Annotated in this window: 16 protein-coding genes and 1 tRNA gene; 9 read left to right on the top strand and 8 right to left on the bottom strand. The window is 70.6% G+C overall.

The genetic code is table 11. The annotated features are described in order from the left end of the window. Positions 1-71 precede the first annotated feature (71 nt). Positions 72-527, bottom strand: coding sequence for a GatB/YqeY domain-containing protein (locus O7624_RS17505; protein ID WP_282236560.1), 456 nt, complete (start codon positions 525-527; stop codon positions 72-74). A gap of 25 nt (positions 528-552) precedes the next feature. Between O7624_RS17505 and O7624_RS17500 the strand changes: the two genes are divergently transcribed. From O7624_RS17500 to O7624_RS17490, 3 genes are all read left to right on the top strand, one after another. Next, complete coding sequence (locus tag O7624_RS17500; protein WP_282236559.1) at positions 553-1,446, top strand: metallophosphoesterase; 894 nt, start codon at positions 553-555, stop codon at positions 1,444-1,446. A gap of 66 nt (positions 1,447-1,512) precedes the next feature. Then, positions 1,513-1,589: transfer RNA gene (locus O7624_RS17495), tRNA-Pro, on the top strand. A 132-nt stretch (positions 1,590-1,721) separates the two neighbouring features. After that, positions 1,722-2,048, top strand: coding sequence for a hypothetical protein (locus O7624_RS17490; protein ID WP_282236558.1), 327 nt, complete (start codon positions 1,722-1,724; stop codon positions 2,046-2,048). A 37-nt stretch (positions 2,049-2,085) separates the two neighbouring features. Here O7624_RS17490 and O7624_RS17485 read toward each other — a convergent pair whose 3' ends face one another. Both O7624_RS17485 and O7624_RS17480 read right to left on the bottom strand, forming a co-directional pair. Further along, positions 2,086-2,547, bottom strand: coding sequence for a hypothetical protein (locus tag O7624_RS17485; protein ID WP_282236557.1), 462 nt, complete (start codon positions 2,545-2,547; stop codon positions 2,086-2,088). Positions 2,548-2,661: 114 nt separating this feature from the next. After that, the gene (locus O7624_RS17480; RefSeq protein WP_282236556.1) at positions 2,662-3,441 is read right to left on the bottom strand and encodes a phosphodiesterase; all 780 of its coding nucleotides are present in this window, start codon (positions 3,439-3,441) and stop codon (positions 2,662-2,664) included. Positions 3,442-3,629: 188 nt separating this feature from the next. Here O7624_RS17480 and O7624_RS17475 point away from each other — a divergent pair, with 188 nt between their 5' ends. Then, a complete protein-coding gene (locus O7624_RS17475; protein WP_282236555.1) occupies positions 3,630-5,048 on the top strand; it encodes a sensor domain-containing diguanylate cyclase in 1,419 nt (472 codons plus the stop codon). 108 nt (positions 5,049-5,156) lie between these two features. Here the strand turns inward: O7624_RS17475 and O7624_RS17470 are convergent, their stop codons facing one another. Both O7624_RS17470 and O7624_RS17465 read right to left on the bottom strand, forming a co-directional pair. Beyond that, positions 5,157-6,215 carry an aspartate-semialdehyde dehydrogenase gene (locus O7624_RS17470; RefSeq protein ID WP_282236554.1) on the bottom strand — a complete coding sequence of 353 codons (1,059 nt, stop codon included), beginning with the start codon at positions 6,213-6,215 and terminating at the stop codon, positions 5,157-5,159. 5 nt (positions 6,216-6,220) lie between these two features. Beyond that, entirely contained in the window at positions 6,221-7,486 is a 1,266-nt protein-coding gene (locus O7624_RS17465) for an aspartate kinase (protein ID WP_282236553.1), read from the bottom strand. 222 nt (positions 7,487-7,708) lie between these two features. On the opposite strand from O7624_RS17465, the gene O7624_RS17460 reads away from it, so the two are divergent. The 3 genes from O7624_RS17460 to leuA all read left to right on the top strand — a co-directional run bounded on the left by O7624_RS17460 (position 7,709) and on the right by leuA (position 11,152). Then, a complete protein-coding gene (locus O7624_RS17460) occupies positions 7,709-8,524 on the top strand; it encodes a hypothetical protein (protein WP_282236552.1) in 816 nt (271 codons plus the stop codon). A gap of 85 nt (positions 8,525-8,609) precedes the next feature. Then, positions 8,610-9,158, top strand: a complete 549-nt coding sequence (locus O7624_RS17455; RefSeq protein ID WP_282236551.1) for a nitroreductase family protein — start codon at positions 8,610-8,612, stop codon at positions 9,156-9,158. A gap of 236 nt (positions 9,159-9,394) precedes the next feature. After that, positions 9,395-11,152 carry a 2-isopropylmalate synthase gene (gene leuA, locus O7624_RS17450; RefSeq protein ID WP_282236550.1) on the top strand — a complete coding sequence of 586 codons (1,758 nt, stop codon included), beginning with the start codon at positions 9,395-9,397 and terminating at the stop codon, positions 11,150-11,152. Positions 11,153-11,193: 41 nt separating this feature from the next. On the opposite strand, the gene O7624_RS17445 is transcribed toward leuA, so the two are convergent. Then, positions 11,194-12,666: an MFS transporter gene (locus O7624_RS17445; RefSeq protein ID WP_093410010.1), complete on the bottom strand. Its 1,473-nt coding sequence runs from the start codon at positions 12,664-12,666 to the stop codon at positions 11,194-11,196. A gap of 108 nt (positions 12,667-12,774) precedes the next feature. On the opposite strand from O7624_RS17445, the gene O7624_RS17440 reads away from it, so the two are divergent. Both O7624_RS17440 and O7624_RS17435 read left to right on the top strand, forming a co-directional pair. Beyond that, positions 12,775-13,434 (top strand): HNH endonuclease family protein, encoded by a 660-nt coding sequence (locus tag O7624_RS17440; RefSeq protein WP_282236549.1) that lies wholly within the window; start codon positions 12,775-12,777, stop codon positions 13,432-13,434. Continuing rightward, positions 13,416-13,862 (top strand): hypothetical protein, encoded by a 447-nt coding sequence (locus O7624_RS17435; protein WP_093410015.1) that lies wholly within the window; start codon positions 13,416-13,418, stop codon positions 13,860-13,862. Before O7624_RS17440 ends, O7624_RS17435 begins: the two co-directional genes overlap by 19 nt. 81 nt (positions 13,863-13,943) lie before the next feature. On the opposite strand, the gene O7624_RS17430 is transcribed toward O7624_RS17435, so the two are convergent. Together O7624_RS17430 and O7624_RS17425 are read right to left on the bottom strand one after the other, a co-directional pair. Next, positions 13,944-15,068 (bottom strand): oligopeptide/dipeptide ABC transporter ATP-binding protein, encoded by a 1,125-nt coding sequence (locus O7624_RS17430; protein ID WP_282236548.1) that lies wholly within the window; start codon positions 15,066-15,068, stop codon positions 13,944-13,946. Further along, a complete protein-coding gene (locus tag O7624_RS17425) occupies positions 15,065-16,180 on the bottom strand; it encodes an ABC transporter ATP-binding protein (protein WP_093410017.1) in 1,116 nt (371 codons plus the stop codon). Before O7624_RS17425 ends, O7624_RS17430 begins: the two co-directional genes overlap by 4 nt. Positions 16,181-16,229 lie beyond the last annotated feature (49 nt).

Raw genomic sequence — 16,229 nt, 5'->3', positions numbered from 1 at the left:
CGCCCGTTCATGTGGCGTGACCTGCCGCCAGCAGGAGATAAGGGCCGGGATGGATATTCGGCTGGGACGATTCAGAGGCCCAGCTGGCGGCGTACCTCGGCGGCCACCCGGCCCCCCTCGGCCTGGCCGGCCACCGCGGCCTGAGCCGCCTTCATCGCCGGTCCCATCTGGGCCTTGCCGGTGAAGCCGCCCGCGGCGAGCGCCTGCGTGACCAGCTCGGTCAACTCGGCGTCGGAGAGCTGCTTCGGCAGGTAGCGGTCCAGCACCTCGCCCTCGGCGTTCTCCCTCGCGGCCTGCTCGGCGCGGCCCGCGTCGGCGAAGGCGGTGGCGGCCTCGCGGCGCTTCTTGGCCTCCTTGGTCAGCACGGCCATCACCTCGTCGTCGCTGAGCTCCCGCTTGGCCTTGCCGGAGACCTCGGCAGTGCCCACGGCGGCCAGGGCCATCCGCAGCGTGGAGGTGGTCAGCTCGTCGCGGGCCTTCAGGGCGGCGCGCATGTCGGCGGTGAGGCGGTCCTTCAGCGTGCTCATGGACGGTCAAACTACCCTGATCGGCATGCGAAAGCGCACACTATTCCGGCTCGCGACCGCAACCGTCGCGACGGGTGCCGCCGCCCTGGCGTACGCCTCCCTTGTCGAGCGCAACATGTTCACCCTCCGCCGCTTCGATGTGCCGGTGCTGCCGACCGGCACCGAGCCGCTGCGCGTGCTGCACCTGTCGGACCTGCACATGACCCCCAACCAGGTACGCAAGCAGCAGTGGGTCGCGTCGCTGGCCGCTGTGGATCCCGACCTGGTGGTGGTGACCGGCGACAACATGGCGCACCCGGGCGCGGTGCCGGGGGTGTTGCGGGCACTGCAACCTCTACTCGACTACCCGGGTGCGTTCGTGTTCGGCTCGAACGACTACACCGGGCCGGTCTGGAAGAACCCGTTCACCTACTTCCTGCCTGACCGGGAGTACACCGAGGGCGTCGAGCTGCCCTCCGAGGAACTTCGTGACGTGCTCGTCGGTGCCGGCTGGGTCGACCTGAACAACCGGCGGAGCACGGTCAAGGCCGGCGGCCGGGCGATCGACATGGTCGGGGTGGACGACCCCCACGTCGAGCGGGACGACTACGCCTCGGTCGCCGGGCCGATCTCCCTCGACGCCGACCTCTCCATCGCGCTCACCCACTCGCCCGAGCCCGCGCTGCTCGACGAGATGGCCACTGACGGCTTCGGGCTGCTGCTCGCCGGGCACACCCACGGCGGGCAGGTCTGCGTACCGGGGGTAGGAGCGTTGGTGACCAACTGCGGGCTGCCCCGGTCGATGGCGAAGGGCCTGCACCGCTGGCCCGGATCGGACTCCTGGCTGCACGTCTCCGCCGGGCTCGGCACCCATCCGACCGCCCCCGTCCGGTTCGCCTGCCCTCCGGAGGCCAGTCTGCTCACGCTGATCCCGCGCTGACCACCCGCGCCCCGGGTACCGAGTTTGAGCCTCGGGACGGGTGGGCTACTATTTGTCGGCACGCCTCGGGGTGTGGCGCAGCTTGGTAGCGCGCTTCGTTCGGGACGAAGAGGTCGTCGGTTCGAATCCGGCCACCCCGACCAGGTGAGGGGCACATCCAGCCACTGGATGTGCCCCTCTTTGTGGTGTGCCAACGCCATCGCCCAACCGACGCATCGGGCACTGTGAGTTTCCGAAGTCAGGTTTGGCCTATGGGTCGACGGGGATGCGCGGTCATGCGCATCGACGTGGACGAGCCCGACGCCCGCGACCTGTTCTGGGAAGGGATGCGGGACGTCGCCGACGCCGCCGCGCGTCATCAGGATCAAGACATCTACCAGGCAATCGTCAAGATCGGCAGAGCTGCTCTGGCGCAGGGCATCGAGGTGGTCTCGTCGGGCGGGCTGTTCCTGCAGTGCCCGATCTGCGCCGCCCTGCCCGGCCAACGCTGCGTCAACGTTGCCGGTCATCCGCTCGGAGATCGTGCCTGTCACCCGGAGCGCGTGGAGTTGTCGGCCAAGGCATTCAAGGGCGAAGTGCCGATTCCGCCTCCGCTGCGCTGACCCCCTGGCCCGGCCTGCCGACGTCGAATCTGCCGCCTCAGCCGACCCGGCGGCGGTGTTCGCGGCGCAGCCGAGCGGCCTGCACGGCGGCGACACCGAGGAGAATCAGGAGCACCGGGCCGCCGCCGAGGACGACGAGGCCGGCACCGATGTTCGCACCGATCGCTCCGGCGGTCACGATCCGCCAGGCGAGACCGATCAACACACCGGCGACAAGCAGCGGTACGAGCGCGGACCACACGCGCGGATCGAGTTTGCGGGTGACGGTGGCGCGGATCAGCAGGGCCAGCGACGCCAGCAGGAGCGCGCTGGCCACGACCACCAGGACCCGGTCACCGGTCGCACCCAGGCTGACCGGCTCCACCGCGTAGTCGAGCGACTCTCCCTCGGCCGCGAGTCGCCGCGCCGCCTCGCCGGTCAGGTCGCCGACGAGCCAGGCGGTCACCACCGGAGTGCTCAGCAGCAGGGCCACCACCAGCACCGCAAGACCACGCCTCATCCCGACACCCCTTTGTCCCGCCCGGGCCGCCGAGTCGGACGGACCGGAGCGGCCACCGGCGACCTCAGCGAACCACGATAGTGATTCTCGTCGTTCTTTGTCGCCGTGCGCCGGTCAAAAGCCGCAGGTCATGCCGGCGGTGTGGCTCACCTGGACGGTGTGCGTGACGCAGCCCGACCGGGACACCACGTGCAACAGCAGTGCGGTCGGCTCGGCGACCCACCCGATCTGCTCGTCGTCGCTCATGGTCAGCGTCGACTGCCGCCAGGTGCTGGGTGCGACGGTCAGCACCGTGCCCGCGAAGGTGGCGGTCACCGGACGGTGCAGGTGGCCGGCGGCGACGCGTACCACATGGGGGTGTCGGCGCAGCACCTCGGCGAGCTCGGCACCGTCGGCGAGCCGGATCGAGTCGGCGATCGGGATGCCGACCTCGACCGGCGGGTGGTGCAGGCAGACCACGGCCGGCACGTCGGGGCGCGCCGCCAGCACCCCGTCCAGCCAGGCGAGCTGCTCCTCACCGAGCCGCCCGCCGTTCGAGCCGGGGACCAGGGAGTCGAGCACGACGACGGTCGCTCCAGGGTGATCGACCTGGTAGTGAGCGGAGAAGCCACCGCCGAGCCAGGGCGTGCCGCCGAAGGCGTCGAGCAGCGACTCCCGGTCGTCGTGGTTGCCGGTGACCAGGTGCACCGGCAACGGGAACCGGCCGAGCACCTCGCGCAGCACGGCGTACTCGTCGGGCCGGCCGTGATCGGCCAGGTCGCCGGTGATGACCACGCAGTCGGGTCGGGGATTCAGCGCCAGCACCCGGCCGAGCGCCCGGTGCAGGCCGGCAGCCGGCTCGGCACCGAGGACGCCGGTGGTCAGGTGCGGATCGCTGAGGTGAGCGATGAGCATCGGGCCTCCACTAGACCGGAGAATCCCACGCTATCGCCGCCGCGCCCGACGCGTGGGCCCACAGGCCGCGTCCACACCCTGTGGATAGCACATGTGTACGACCACAGCCGGCTCTCAGCCACGCGTGAGTACGCTTGATCCGCGACCCGGCGCCACCGGGAACCGATCCGACCTGGAACGACGTGCGAGTGGATCACCAGCGAGTCATCCGTGACGTCACGGTCCGCCTGCCCATGGCGTCGACCGTCACCGAGGTCTGCGAAGCGGCCGTCGACGCTCTCGCCCGGTACACCCCTGCCACGATCGCCGTCCTACTGCACGTGCACGGCCGGCTCCGCTGCGTCGCCGCCACCGGATCCTGGCAGGTCTTCGCCACCGTCGCGCCGGACGCCGGCATCGTCGGGCGGGTCTACACAGGTGGACGTTCCGCCGTCGTTCCGGACGTCACCACCGACGGCGCGCACATCCCGGTACGCCCGGACGTGACCGCGGAGGTGTGCGTACCGGTGCTGAACCCGGCGGGCCGGACCATCGGCGTACTCGACCTGCAATGGACCGGGCCGGCCGACCTCGGCTCGTGGCGGCTGGTCGCCGAGCGGGTCGCCGCCCGCCTCGGCACCCGGATCTCGGCACTCGGTGGGCCGGCGGAGAGCCGCAGCGAGAAGCTGCTCCGGCACGTCTCGGCGATGACCGCCGCCGGCACCGAGTGGGACCTCATGACGGCCGCGATCGCCGCGGCCCGGGACATCTCCACCCTCGCCGCGGCCGTCCTGCTGCTCGGTGGCCGGGGCGGCCCGCGACTCGGTCCCCCGACGGTCGCCCCAGGCGAGTTGGAGACCCGGATGCGTACCGAACTGGCCGAGCTGGATGCCCCGGCCATCGGGCGCATCATCGACCGGGCCCACCGCTACGGGGCGGGCTACACCCTGGGTGAGGCCGGTCATCCACCGACCGACGAGCATCAGCCGCTGGTCCGGGTCGGCGTCAGCACGCTGGTCGCGGTGCCGTTCGGGCCGCCGGAGCGAGGTGGGGTGCTGCTGGTCGCCGACGAGCGGCTGCTGCGGCCGGACCCGACCACCGTCAACCTGCTGGAGCTGCTGGCCGGGCAGGCGTGGAGCTGCCTGGACCGGCTACGCACCCTGGAACGGCTGCGCGAGCAGGCCAGCTCCGACCCGCTGACCGGGCTGCGGCACACCGGCCCGTTCGGGCAGCGGATCGCCACCGTGACGCCGGGTCGCACCGCCCTGCTGGCCATCGACGTGGACGGCTTCAAGATCATTAATGACACGTACGGTCACCAGGCGGGCGACCGGGTGCTGATCGGGCTCGCCCGGGCGTTGGAGGACGCCCTGCGCCAGGGTGACGAGTTGTACCGGATCGGCGGGGACGAGTTCGTCGCGGTGATCGAGGTGAGTCGCCCCGAGGAGGCGGTCCGCGTCGCGGAACGACTCACCGAGGCGGCTCGCCAGGTGGGCCGCACGATCAGCGTCGGAGTGGCTCTGCCTCGCCCCGGCGAGTCGCCCGAACTCGCCCTGCGCCGCGCCGACCAGGCCCTCTACGCGGTGAAACGACAGGGCCGCGACGGCGTCCACCTCTCCGCCGCCTAACAGCCAACTCGCCTCGCCTCGCCGAGATGATCAAGAAGTTTTGGTCCTCGGGGGAGATCGAAAATGACGCAAACCTCTTGATCAACGCCAAAGAGCGGGGGTGGGGGGTCAGGCGGTGAGGGTTTTGGCGAGGAGTTCGGCGATCTGGGCGGTGTTCAGGGCGGCTCCCTTGCGGAGGTTGTCGCCGGTGACGAAGAAGTCCAGCGCCCGCGGGTCGTCGACGGCACGGCGGATCCGACCGACCCAGGAGGGGTCGGTGCCCACCGCGTCGATCGGCATCGGGAACTCGCCGGCCGCCGGATCGTCGACCACGATCACGCCGGGCGCGTTACGCAGCACACCACGGGCGCCCTCGGCGTCGATCTCGGTGGCGAAGACGGCGTGCACCGCGACCGAGTGGCCGGTCACCACGGGTACCCGTACGCAGGTGGCGGAGACCTTGAGGTCACGCAACCCGAGGATCTTGCGCGACTCGTTGCGCATCTTCATCTCCTCGGACGACCAGCCGCCATCGGCAAGCGAGCCCGCCCAGGGGACCACGTTGAGCGCCAGGGGTGCGGGGAACGGGCCGAGGTCGTCGCCGACCGCCTGCCGCACATCGCCGGTACGCGAGCCGAGCAGCCGGTCGCCGGCCACCTTGGCCAGCTGGTCGTGCAGCGTGTCCGCGCCGATCTGACCGGCTCCGGAGGCTGCCTGGTACGAGGCGAGCACCAGCTCCCGCAGGCCGTACTCGCGGTGCAGTGGGGCGACCGCGACGATCATCGCGAGAGTCGTGCAGTTGGCGTTGGCGACGATGCCCCGGGGCCGGTTGCGCAACTGCTCCGGATTGATCTCGGGCACCACCAGCGGAACGTCGGGATCCATCCGGAAGGCACCTGAGTTGTCCACCACGATCGCACCGCGGCTGACCGCGATCGGCGCCCAGTGCGCGGCGACCTCGTCCGGCACGTCGAACATCGCCACGTCGACGCCGTCGAGGGCCTCCTCGGTGAGGACCTGGACGGTCAGTTCCTCGCCCCGGCAGCGGACCTTCCGACCGGCGGAGCGTTCGGAGGCCAGCAGCCGGATTTCGCCCCAGACGTTGCGCCGCCCGGTGAGCAGCTCACACATCACCGTGCCGACGGCCCCCGTCGCCCCGACCACGGCCAGGGTGGGCAGCCTGGCCACCCGGGCTACCGCCCCGTCCCCGCGTACACCACCGCTTCGGTGTCGCCGCCAAGGTCGAAAGCCTGGTGGATGGCACGGACCGCCGCATCGAGGTCGGTGTCCCGGCAGACCACCGAGACGCGGATCTCCGAAGTGGAGATCATCTCGATGTTCACCCCGGCCTGACCCAGCGCGGCGAAGAAGCCGGCGGCCACCCCCGGATGCGACCGCATCCCGGCGCCGATCAGGGAGACCTTGCCGACGTGGTCGTCGTAGAGCAGGCCCTTGAAGTTCAGGTTTTCCTGGATCTTGCTCAGGGCAGCCATCGCGGTCGGACCATCGGTCTTCGGCAGGGTGAAGGAGATGTCTGTACGACCGGTGCCCTCGGTGGAGACGTTCTGCACGATCATGTCGATATTGATCTCAGCGCCCGCGACGGTGTCGAAGATGCTCGCCGCGGCGCCGGGCTCGTCGGGTACCCCGACGATAGTGATCTTGGCCTCGCTACGATCGTGGGCGACTCCGGTGATCAGTGCCTGCTCCACAGAGAGCTCCTCCATCGATCCGGTGACCATGGTGCCGGTGTTTGTCGAGTATGACGAACGGACATGGATCGGCAGCCCGGCCCGCCGGGCGTACTCCACGCTACGCAGGTGCAGCACCTTGGCCCCGCAGGCGGCCAGCTCCAGCATCTCCTCGTAGGTGATCTGCCTGATGTGCCGGGCGTTGGGCACGATCCGAGGATCGGCGGTGAACACCCCGTCGACGTCGGTGTAGATCTCGCAGACGTCCGCGCGGAGCGCCGCGGCCAGCGCCACGGCGGTGGTGTCGGAACCGCCCCGCCCGAGGGTGGTGACGTCCTTGGTGTCCTGCGACACGCCCTGGAAACCGGCGACGATGACCACTGCGCCCTCGTCCAGTGCGCCCTTGAGGCGACCCGGGGTGACGTCGATGATCCGCGCCCGGCCGTGCACCGACGTGGTGATCACGCCGGCCTGGGAGCCGGTGAACGAGCGGGCTTCGTACCCCAGGTTGTGGATCGCCATGGCGAGCAGCGCCATGGAGATCCGTTCGCCGGCGGTGAGGAGCATGTCCAGCTCCCGGCCGGGCGGCAACGGGCTCACCTGGTTGGCCAGGTCGAGCAGTTCGTCGGTGGTGTCACCCATCGCCGAGACCACCACGACCACGTCGTCGCCGACCTTGCGGGCCGCGACGATACGCTCGGCCACCCGCTTGATCCGCTCGGCGTTGGCGACGGAGGACCCGCCGTACTTCTGCACCACGAGTGCCACGACGGTGCACTCCCTCCCAGTTGCCCTGAGCGTGCCGACGCCGCCGGCACCGGGGCCGGCGGCGCGGGTCGGACGACCTCAGGGTATCGGTCGTCTCTGACCGCCAGGTCAGGTGATCCCACGATCCGGCCCGCCGGGGCGACCGGAGTGGCCTGCGACACGCCGGAAAGGCCGACCTTTCCGGGGCTGTGCCGAGCCCTGCCCAACACCCAGAATGGCCGGGTGCCCGCCGCCCATCATCCGAACCGTCAGCTGACCGTCGCGCTCGCGCTTGCCGTGCCCGCACTCCTCGCCGCCTGCTCGTCCGACCCGCCCACCGACCCCGCACCGCCGCCGACCGCCGCGCCACGCCCGGCCGGTCCGGATGCGGCCCGGGACGAGTTGGCCGCCCTTGCCGCCGCCGCTCAGGACCGGCACCTGGTCGCCCGGTACACCTTGCGGGCGGACGGGACCGCCGACCGTCTGATCGTCTTCACCAGCGCGAACGACGGCAGCTGGCGGGTGGACGTGCCGGGCGGAGCGCTCGGCGGCACCGCCGACATCACGCTGGCCGCGATCGCGGACGGGTTGTTCCAGTGCGGGCTGCCCTCCGCCGCCCGACCGGAGCCGGCGAGCTGCGTACGCCTCGGTGAACGGGACGACACGCTGCCACGCCGGCTGGATCCCCGGGTGCAGCACCCGTTCACCGACTGGCTCGACGTGCTGACCGACCGGCGCGCCCCGCTGGCGGTGTCGCCGGCCATGGCACCCGCCGACGCGACCGGCAACTGCTACTCGGTGGAGACCACCGCGGCATCGATCAACCCGCCGCTGGACGTCGGCATCTACTGTTTCGACGCCGACGGCACACCGACGGCGGTACGGGCGGCGTTCGGCACGCTGACGTTGGCCGCCCCACCCGAGCCGGCCCCCGGCACCGTGCAACTGCCCGGTCCGGTGGTCGAGGGTGAGCCGCTGGGCATGGCCGCGCCGGTGGATCCCACCCCGCCCGTCGGCCCGGATCCGACAGGTACGGGCGAGCACGCGGGAACGCCCTGACGACCTATCCCGTTACGGGTGTCATTGCCCACATTCGTCCACCCCTGCCGGCCCGATCAAAACGCCCATACGGGACACTCTTCCCATGACCGACCTCACTCCGCTGCTCGCCTTCCGCTGGAGCCCCCGCTCCTTCGATCCGGTCGCGGAGTTGACGCCAACCGAAGTGACGACCCTGCTGGAGGCGGCCCGGTGGGCGCCCTCGGTCGGCAACCGGCAACCGTGGCGGTTCGCCGTCGGGCACCGCGAGGACGAGACCTTCAAGCGGATCCTGGTCAACCTGCCGGCGGACGAGCAGCGGTGGGCCGGGCGGGCCAGCGTCCTGCTGCTCGCCGCGCACCACGCCACCGACAACCCGTTCGCGGCGTACGACCTGGGGCAGGCGGTGGCCCACCTGACCGTGCAGGCCACCGCGTTGGGGCTGCACGTACGCCAGGTGACCGAACTCGACCGGCCCGGCCTGGTCGCCGACCTCGATCTACCCGCCGACGTGCGACCGTACGCGGTGGCGGCGGTCGGGCAACTCGGTGATCCGTTCAGCCTCCCGACCGACCTGTTGCGTCACGAGACGTCACTACGCCACCGCCAACCATTGGCCGAACTACTCCTGAGCTGCTCGAACGCCTCGAGCTGAAGGAACGAAGGCAAGCCTCGTCCCAAACTACGGACGAGCCTTCCCAGACCGACGTCCATCACGTAGTGTCACTCTGTCATGTGGCAGGCGCACCTTCTCCTTGGTCGCCGCGACGAGGCCTGACGGCCGGCACCTCGTCGCGGAGTTGAACCGCGCCGCCAGCATTTCCCGGAACCTTCTCGGCTTCGCCGCCGACCTCCACCGCTGACGTCACATGACCACGGGAGAACTCCGCCATGGCTCACCCAGCCGGCACCACCGACATCGACTCCGATCCGTTCGCGCGGCAGCGCCCGAGCCGGATGCCGTACGCCCGTTACCAGCCGTACCGGCAACAGTTCCGGATCGACCTGCCCGACCGCACCTGGCCGACCCGACACGTCGAGGCCGCCCCGCGCTGGTGCGCGGTCGACCTGCGGGACGGCAACCAGGCGCTTATCGACCCGATGTCACCCGAGCGCAAGCGTCGGATGTTCCAGCTCCTGGTGCAGATGGGCTACAAGGAGATCGAGGTCGGCTTCCCGTCGGCCAGCCAGACCGACTACGACTTCGTCCGCCAGCTGATCGAGCAGGACCTGATCCCCGAGGATGTCACCATCCAGGTGCTGACCCAGTGCCGGGAGCACCTGATCGAACGCACCTTCGAATCGCTGCGCGGGGCCCGCCGGGCGATCGTGCACTTCTACAACTCGACCTCCACCCTGCAACGCCGGGTCGTGTTCGGGCTAGACCGGGACGGCATCACCGACATCGCGACCAGCGGTGCCCGGCTCTGCCAGAAGTACGCGGAGATCCACACCCCGGACACCGAGATCTTCTACGAGTACTCGCCGGAGTCCTACACCGGCACCGAGCTGGAGTACGCGCTGGAGGTCTGCGCCAAGGTCATCGAGGTGATCGACCCCACCCCGGACCGCAAGCTGATCATCAACCTGCCGGCCACCGTCGAGATGGCCACGCCGAACGTGTACGCCGACTCGATCGAGTGGATGCACCGACGCCTGCCGCGCCGCGACAGCCTGGTGCTCAGCCTGCACCCACACAACGACCGGGGCACCGGCGTGGCCGCCGCCGAGCTGGGCCTGCTCGCCGGGGCGGACCGGATCGAGGGCTGCCTGTTCGGCAACGGTGAGCGCACCGGGAACGTCGACCTGGTCACGCTGGGCCTGAACCTGTTCTCCCAGGGCATCGACCCGATGATCGACTTCTCGGACATCGACGAGATCAAACGGGCCGTCGAGTACTGCAACCAGCTGCCCGTGCACGAGCGCCACCCGTACGCCGGCGACCTGGTCTACACCGCCTTCTCCGGCTCCCACCAGGACGCCATCAACAAGGGGTTCACCGCGCTGGAGGCCGACGCGGCGGCGGCCGGGGTGCCGATCGACGAGTTCACCTGGGCGGTGCCGTACCTGCCGATCGACCCGAAGGATCTGGGCCGCAGCTACGAAGCAGTGATCCGGGTCAACTCGCAGTCCGGCAAGGGCGGCGTCGCGTACATCATGAAGACCGAACACCAGCTCGACCTGCCCCGCCGGCTCCAGATCGAGTTCTCCGGCGTGGTGCAGCAGGTGACCGACCACGACGGCGGTGAGGTCGACCCGGCCACCATGTGGCAGATCTTCGCCGGGCAGTACCTGCTCGACCACCAGCGCGACCCTGCGGTGGCCCTGTCCGAGTACACGATCGGTACCGCCGACGGGAAGGTCGAGATCGCCGCCCGGATCCGCATCGGCGGACAGGACCGCTCGATCACCGCGATCGGCAACGGCCCGATCGACGCGTACGTCAACGCGCTGGGCTCAGCCGGGGTGAGCGTACGCGTGCTCGACTACCACGAGCACGCGCTCTCCTCCGGTGGGGACGCCCAGGCCGCCGCGTACGTCGAGTGCGAGGTGCAGGGGCACACGGTCTGGGGTGTCGGCATGGACGCCAACATCGTCACCGCCTCCATCAAGGCGGTCACCAGCGCCGTCAACCGCGCCCGAGGCTGAACCGACAGGCAGGGGCCCCGCACCGGCGCGGGGCCCCTGCGTCATCTCGGCGTGGAGACGGGCAACGAGTGGCAGGGCTGGGCCGGTGGCGGGCGACGGGCCGGCCGATGGACCAGCAGGGCGGCGATGAGAGCGCCGGCCACCAGCAGACCGGCGCACCAGAGCAACGCGCCACGGTAGGCCGCGGTGAGTTCCGCGGGCTGTTCGTACCCGGTGCCGGTGAGCCCGACCAGCAGCGGCAGGGCCGCCACCGCGAGCAGCCCGCCGACCCGCGAGGCGGCGTTGTTGAAGCCGCTGGCCACTCCCGCGAAGCGGTCGTTGACGGCGGCCAGCACCGAGGCGGTCAGCGGCGCCACGACCAGGGTCAGCCCGACGCCGAAGATCGCCACCCCGGGCAGCACCTCCCGCCAGTACGATGCCCCCGGCCCGATCTCGCGCAGCATCAGCAGCCCGAGGGCGGCCAGCAGCGGCCCGACGGTCAGCGGCAACCGGGGTCCGATCCTCGTCGACAGCGCACCGGTGAGCGGCGAGCCGACCAGCAGCAGCAGGGTCATCGGCAGCAGCGCGAGGCCGGTGAGCAGGGCTGACCAGCCGACCACGTTCTGCAGGTACACGGCGATGAAGAAGGTGAACCCGCCGAGGGCGGCGTAGACCAGCACGGTGAAGAAGTTCAGCACCGAGAACAACCGGCTGCGGAACAGGCCGGTGGGCAGCATCGCGGTCTCCCCACGACGTCGTTCGAGGAACACGAACGCCACCGCGGCGACCACCCCGGCCAGGGCCGCGGCCACCACCGCCGGCGAGTCCAGACCCCGGTCGGGGGCGTCGACCAGGGCGTACGTGACGCCGGCCAGGGCGAGTGCGCCGAGCAGGGCACCGGCCACATCGAACTGGCGGGTGCCCCGCTTCCGGGACGCGTTCTCGTCCCGGCTCTCGGGCACCCAGCGGAGTGTCGCCAGCACGACCAGCACCGCCAGCGGCACGTTCAGGAAGAAGATCCACCGCCAGGAGAGGGCGTCGATCAGCCAACCGCCGATGAACGGGCCGAGCGCGGTGGAGACACCGGAGAGCCCCGACCACGCTCCGATCGTCTTGGCCCGGTCGTCGGGATGGAAGCTGGCCTGAAGCAACGCCAGCGAGCCCGGCGTGAGCAGGGCACCCCCGGCGCCCTGAAGGAACCGCGCGGCCACCAGCCAGTCGGTGCGCAGGGCGAGCCCGCAGAGGATGGAGGCGGCGGTGAACCAGACCACGCCGAGCAGGAACACCCGCCGACGCCCGAAGCGATCGCCCAGCGCCCCACCGAGCAGTACGAACGCGGCGAGCGTCAACAAATAGCCGTTGATGGTCCATTGCAGACCGGCAACTGACGCGTCGAGGTCGGCGCCGAGGTGGGGCAGCGCCACGTTGACCACGGTGCTGTCCAGGAAGACCATGCCGGAGGCGAGCACGGCGGCGGCCAGGGTGCCCCGGCCGGCGCTGCTGCGCAGGCGGAGAGCGGACGAGGGTTCGGGCATGGTTACCAATCTGCCGTGCACCATCCGTCAGACACCACGAAACGCCGAAACCCTAGCCGGGTACTGTGCGGGATCGCCGGAAGCCCGCAAGCTGGAAAGGTGTCGTCTGTGCGTACCAGATCAGGACCGCGCGTCCCGGGGGCGCTCGCGCTCATCGCGGCGCTGACCCTCGGCGCCGCCGGCTGCGTCCCACTTGAGGAGGAGCCGGTCACGCCGCCGAGCGGCAGCGGCAACATCGACCAGATGCTCTCGGAGCTGACCGTCGCCGAGGCGGGTTCGATGCGCGGCTACAGCCGCAACCGCTTCCCGCACTGGCGCAAGACCGGCCAGAACTGCGACGTCCGCGACACCGTGCTGGAGCGCGACGGCAAATCCATCGAGCACTCCGGCTGCAACGTGGTCGGTGGGCGGTGGGAGAGCGTCTACGACGGCCGCACCTTCACCGACCCCTCCGACGTGGACGTCGACCACATGGTCCCGCTGGCCAACGCCTGGCGCTCCGGTGCCGACGAGTGGGACGACTCGAAGCGCGGTGACTTCGCCAACGACCTCGACCGGCCGCAGCTGTTCGCGGTTTCCGCATCCTCCAACCGGGCAAAGGGTGACCAGGACCCGTCCCAGTGGAAGCCATCAAACCGGTCATACTGGTGTCAATATGCCGGGGACTGGGTGGCGGTGAAGCACCACTGGCAGCTGACGGTGACCAGTGCCGAGCAGGCCGAACTGGCCGACATGTTGGAGGGCTGCACATGGGAGAGCAAGCCGTAACCGGGGCCGACGGGGCACCGGCACCCGAGCGTACGCCGGATCCGGGCGGCGAGGACGCGGCGGCGGCCACCGGCAGCCCCGGCCCGGCAACGGCCGGCATGACCGTGGACGGCGCCGCCGCGGCAGAGGTGGAGGTGCCGGGCGCCGGGATGACCGCCGACGCCGGCGGTGCCACCGGCCCACAGAGCCGCACCGCCGACATCGTGCCGGGACCGGGCGGCGTGATGACCGACGAGGTCGGCGTGGTGACCGGCGAGCTGACCCTGCGTACCGACTTCGCCGACGGCCGGGTCAGCCTGCACGTGCAGTACAAGGACGCCGACGAGTGGTACGCGGTCACCGGCGGCAGCGCACCGCTGACCGACGCTTCCGGGCTGGATGCGGTACACACCATCGCCCTCGGCCTGCTGCACCGCCCCGAGGGCTGATCGCCCAGCGTCGTCGGCAGTGACGGCAAGGGGCCCTTCTGACAGCTCGAGCGTCAGGAAGGGACCCCTTGCGCGCACGACCTACACGAAGGAGCCGGGCTCGGTGGGGGCGGAAACGACCGAGGGATCCTCACCCTCGCCCGCTGGCCGGGTGATCTCCACGCTGACCTTGTGTCGACGCAGCTCCCCGCTGGCGATCTGCTCGGCCCAGTGGCAGGCGACCCGACTGCCGCCGATGTCCCGCAACTCCGGCCGCTCGTCGGCGCAGCGGGTCGGCTGCGCCCACGGGCACCGGGTGTGGAAGCGGCAGCCCGACGGCGGGTTGGCCGGCGACGGCAGATCACCGGCGATGAGGATGCGCTCTCGGCGGTCCTCCACGTCCGGGTCGGGCACCGGCACCGCCGACATCAGCGCCCGGGTGTACGGGTGCAGCGGTTCGGTGTAGAGCCGGTCGCTCGGTGCCTCCTCGACCAGCGCGCCCAGGTACATCACGCCCACGGTGTCCGAGATGTGCCGGACCACCGCCAGGTCGTGCGCGATTACCAGGTAGGTCAGACCGAGGTTGTCCTGAAGTTCGTCGAGCAGGTTGACCACCTGGGCCTGAATCGACACGTCGAGCGCGGAGACCGGCTCGTCCGCGACGATGAGTTCCGGCCCCAGCACCAGCGCCCGGGCGATGCCGATGCGCTGCCGCTGGCCGCCGGAGAACTCGTGCGGGTAGCGGGACAGCGCCCAACGCGGCAGCCCGACCTGGTCCAACGTCTCGGAAATGATCTTGCGACGACTGTTCCGGTTACCACCGATGCCGTGCGCCTGTAGCCCCTCGGTGAGGATCGACTCGACGTTCTGCCGGGGATCTAGGCTGGACATCGGGTCTTGGAAGATCATCTGCATCCGGCGGCGCATCGTGCGCAGCTTGTTCGGTGCCAGCGTGGTCAGCTCGACCCCGTCGAAGCTGACCTCGCCCGAGGTCGGCGGGGTGAGCTGGAGCAGCGCCCGCCCGAGCGTGGACTTTCCGCAGCCCGACTCGCCGACCAGGCCGTACGTCTGGCCGCGCGTGATGCGCAGGTCAACGCCGTCGACGGCCTTGACGTGGCCGACCGTACGGTCGAACAGCACCCCTCGCTTGATCGGGAAGTGCACCTTCAGGTCCCGTACCTCGACGAGGACGTCCTCTCCGCTGAGCCGATCGATTCGCTCGCTCACGGCGTCTCCTCCTCACTCGGGGCGGCGGCCAGGCCAGGCGCGGCCGGCGGGTCGTCCGGCACCGCCTGCGCGGGTACCGAACCCGGCGTGGCCTGTCCCGGTCGCGTCTCCCGAGCCTCCGCACCGGGCGTCAGGCCCGGCAGCGGGGCGGGGTTGACGCACCGGTAGCTGCGGCCGTCGTGGGTCAGCACCAGGTCCGGCGGCTCGCCGACGCAGGCGTCCACCCGTCGGTCGCAGCGCGGCGCGAAGGCGCAGCCGTCCGGCCAGGGCAGCAGGTCACGCACCGAGCCCGGAATCGGGTTCAGCCGCTCACCGCGTCCCGCGTCCAGGCGCGGCACCGAGCCGAGCAACCCCACGGTGTACGGGTGCCGGGGCTGACGGAACAGTGGACGCCGCCGCGCGGTCTCCACCACCCGACCGCCGTAGAGCACGTTGATGGTGTCGCACATGCCGGCCACCACGCCCAGATCGTGCGTGATCATCACCAGCGCGGTGCCGGAGTCCCGGACCAGATCCTTCAACAGTTCCAGGATCTGCGCCTGGATGGTGACGTCCAGCGCCGTCGTCGGCTCGTCGGCGATGAGCAGCCGGGGCTGGCAGGCCACCGCCATGGCGATCAGGGCGCGCTGGCGCATCCCACCGGAGAGCTGGTGAGGGTACTCCTTCAGCCGCCGCCTCGGGTCGGGGATGCCGACCCGGTCCAGCAACTGCGCCGCCTCCTTCGCCGCCGCCTCGCCCTTCATGCCACGGTGCCGGGTCAACACCTCGGTCACCTGAAGCCCGATCGGCACGACCGGGTTCAGCGACGACAGCGGATCCTGGAAGATCATCGCGACGTCCCGGCCCCGGATGTCCCGGCGCGACCGGTCGTCGAGCTGAAGCAGGTCGGTGCCGTCGAAGACGGCCTTGCCGGCCACCTGAAGGCCGGGCTGCTTGGGCAGCAGGCCCATGATCGCCAGTGAGGTCACCGACTTGCCGCAGCCGGATTCGCCGACCAGGCCGACGACCTCGCCGGCCTCCACGGAGAAGGAGACTCCGTCCACGGCCCGTACGGTCCGCTGACCGCGCCGGGCGAAGGTCACCGAAAGATCTTCGACATCAAGCAGTGCCATGTCGCACCGCCCTTTCGTTCACAGCCACGGAGGTCAAATGCGCGCTTCT

It is taken from the genome of Verrucosispora sp. WMMD1129 (assembly GCF_029581255.1).
GTDB lineage: Bacteria > Actinomycetota > Actinomycetes > Mycobacteriales > Micromonosporaceae > Micromonospora > Micromonospora sediminimaris.
Note: the sequence above shows the minus strand (reverse complement) of the source record. Positions and strands in the feature narration are given on the sequence as shown.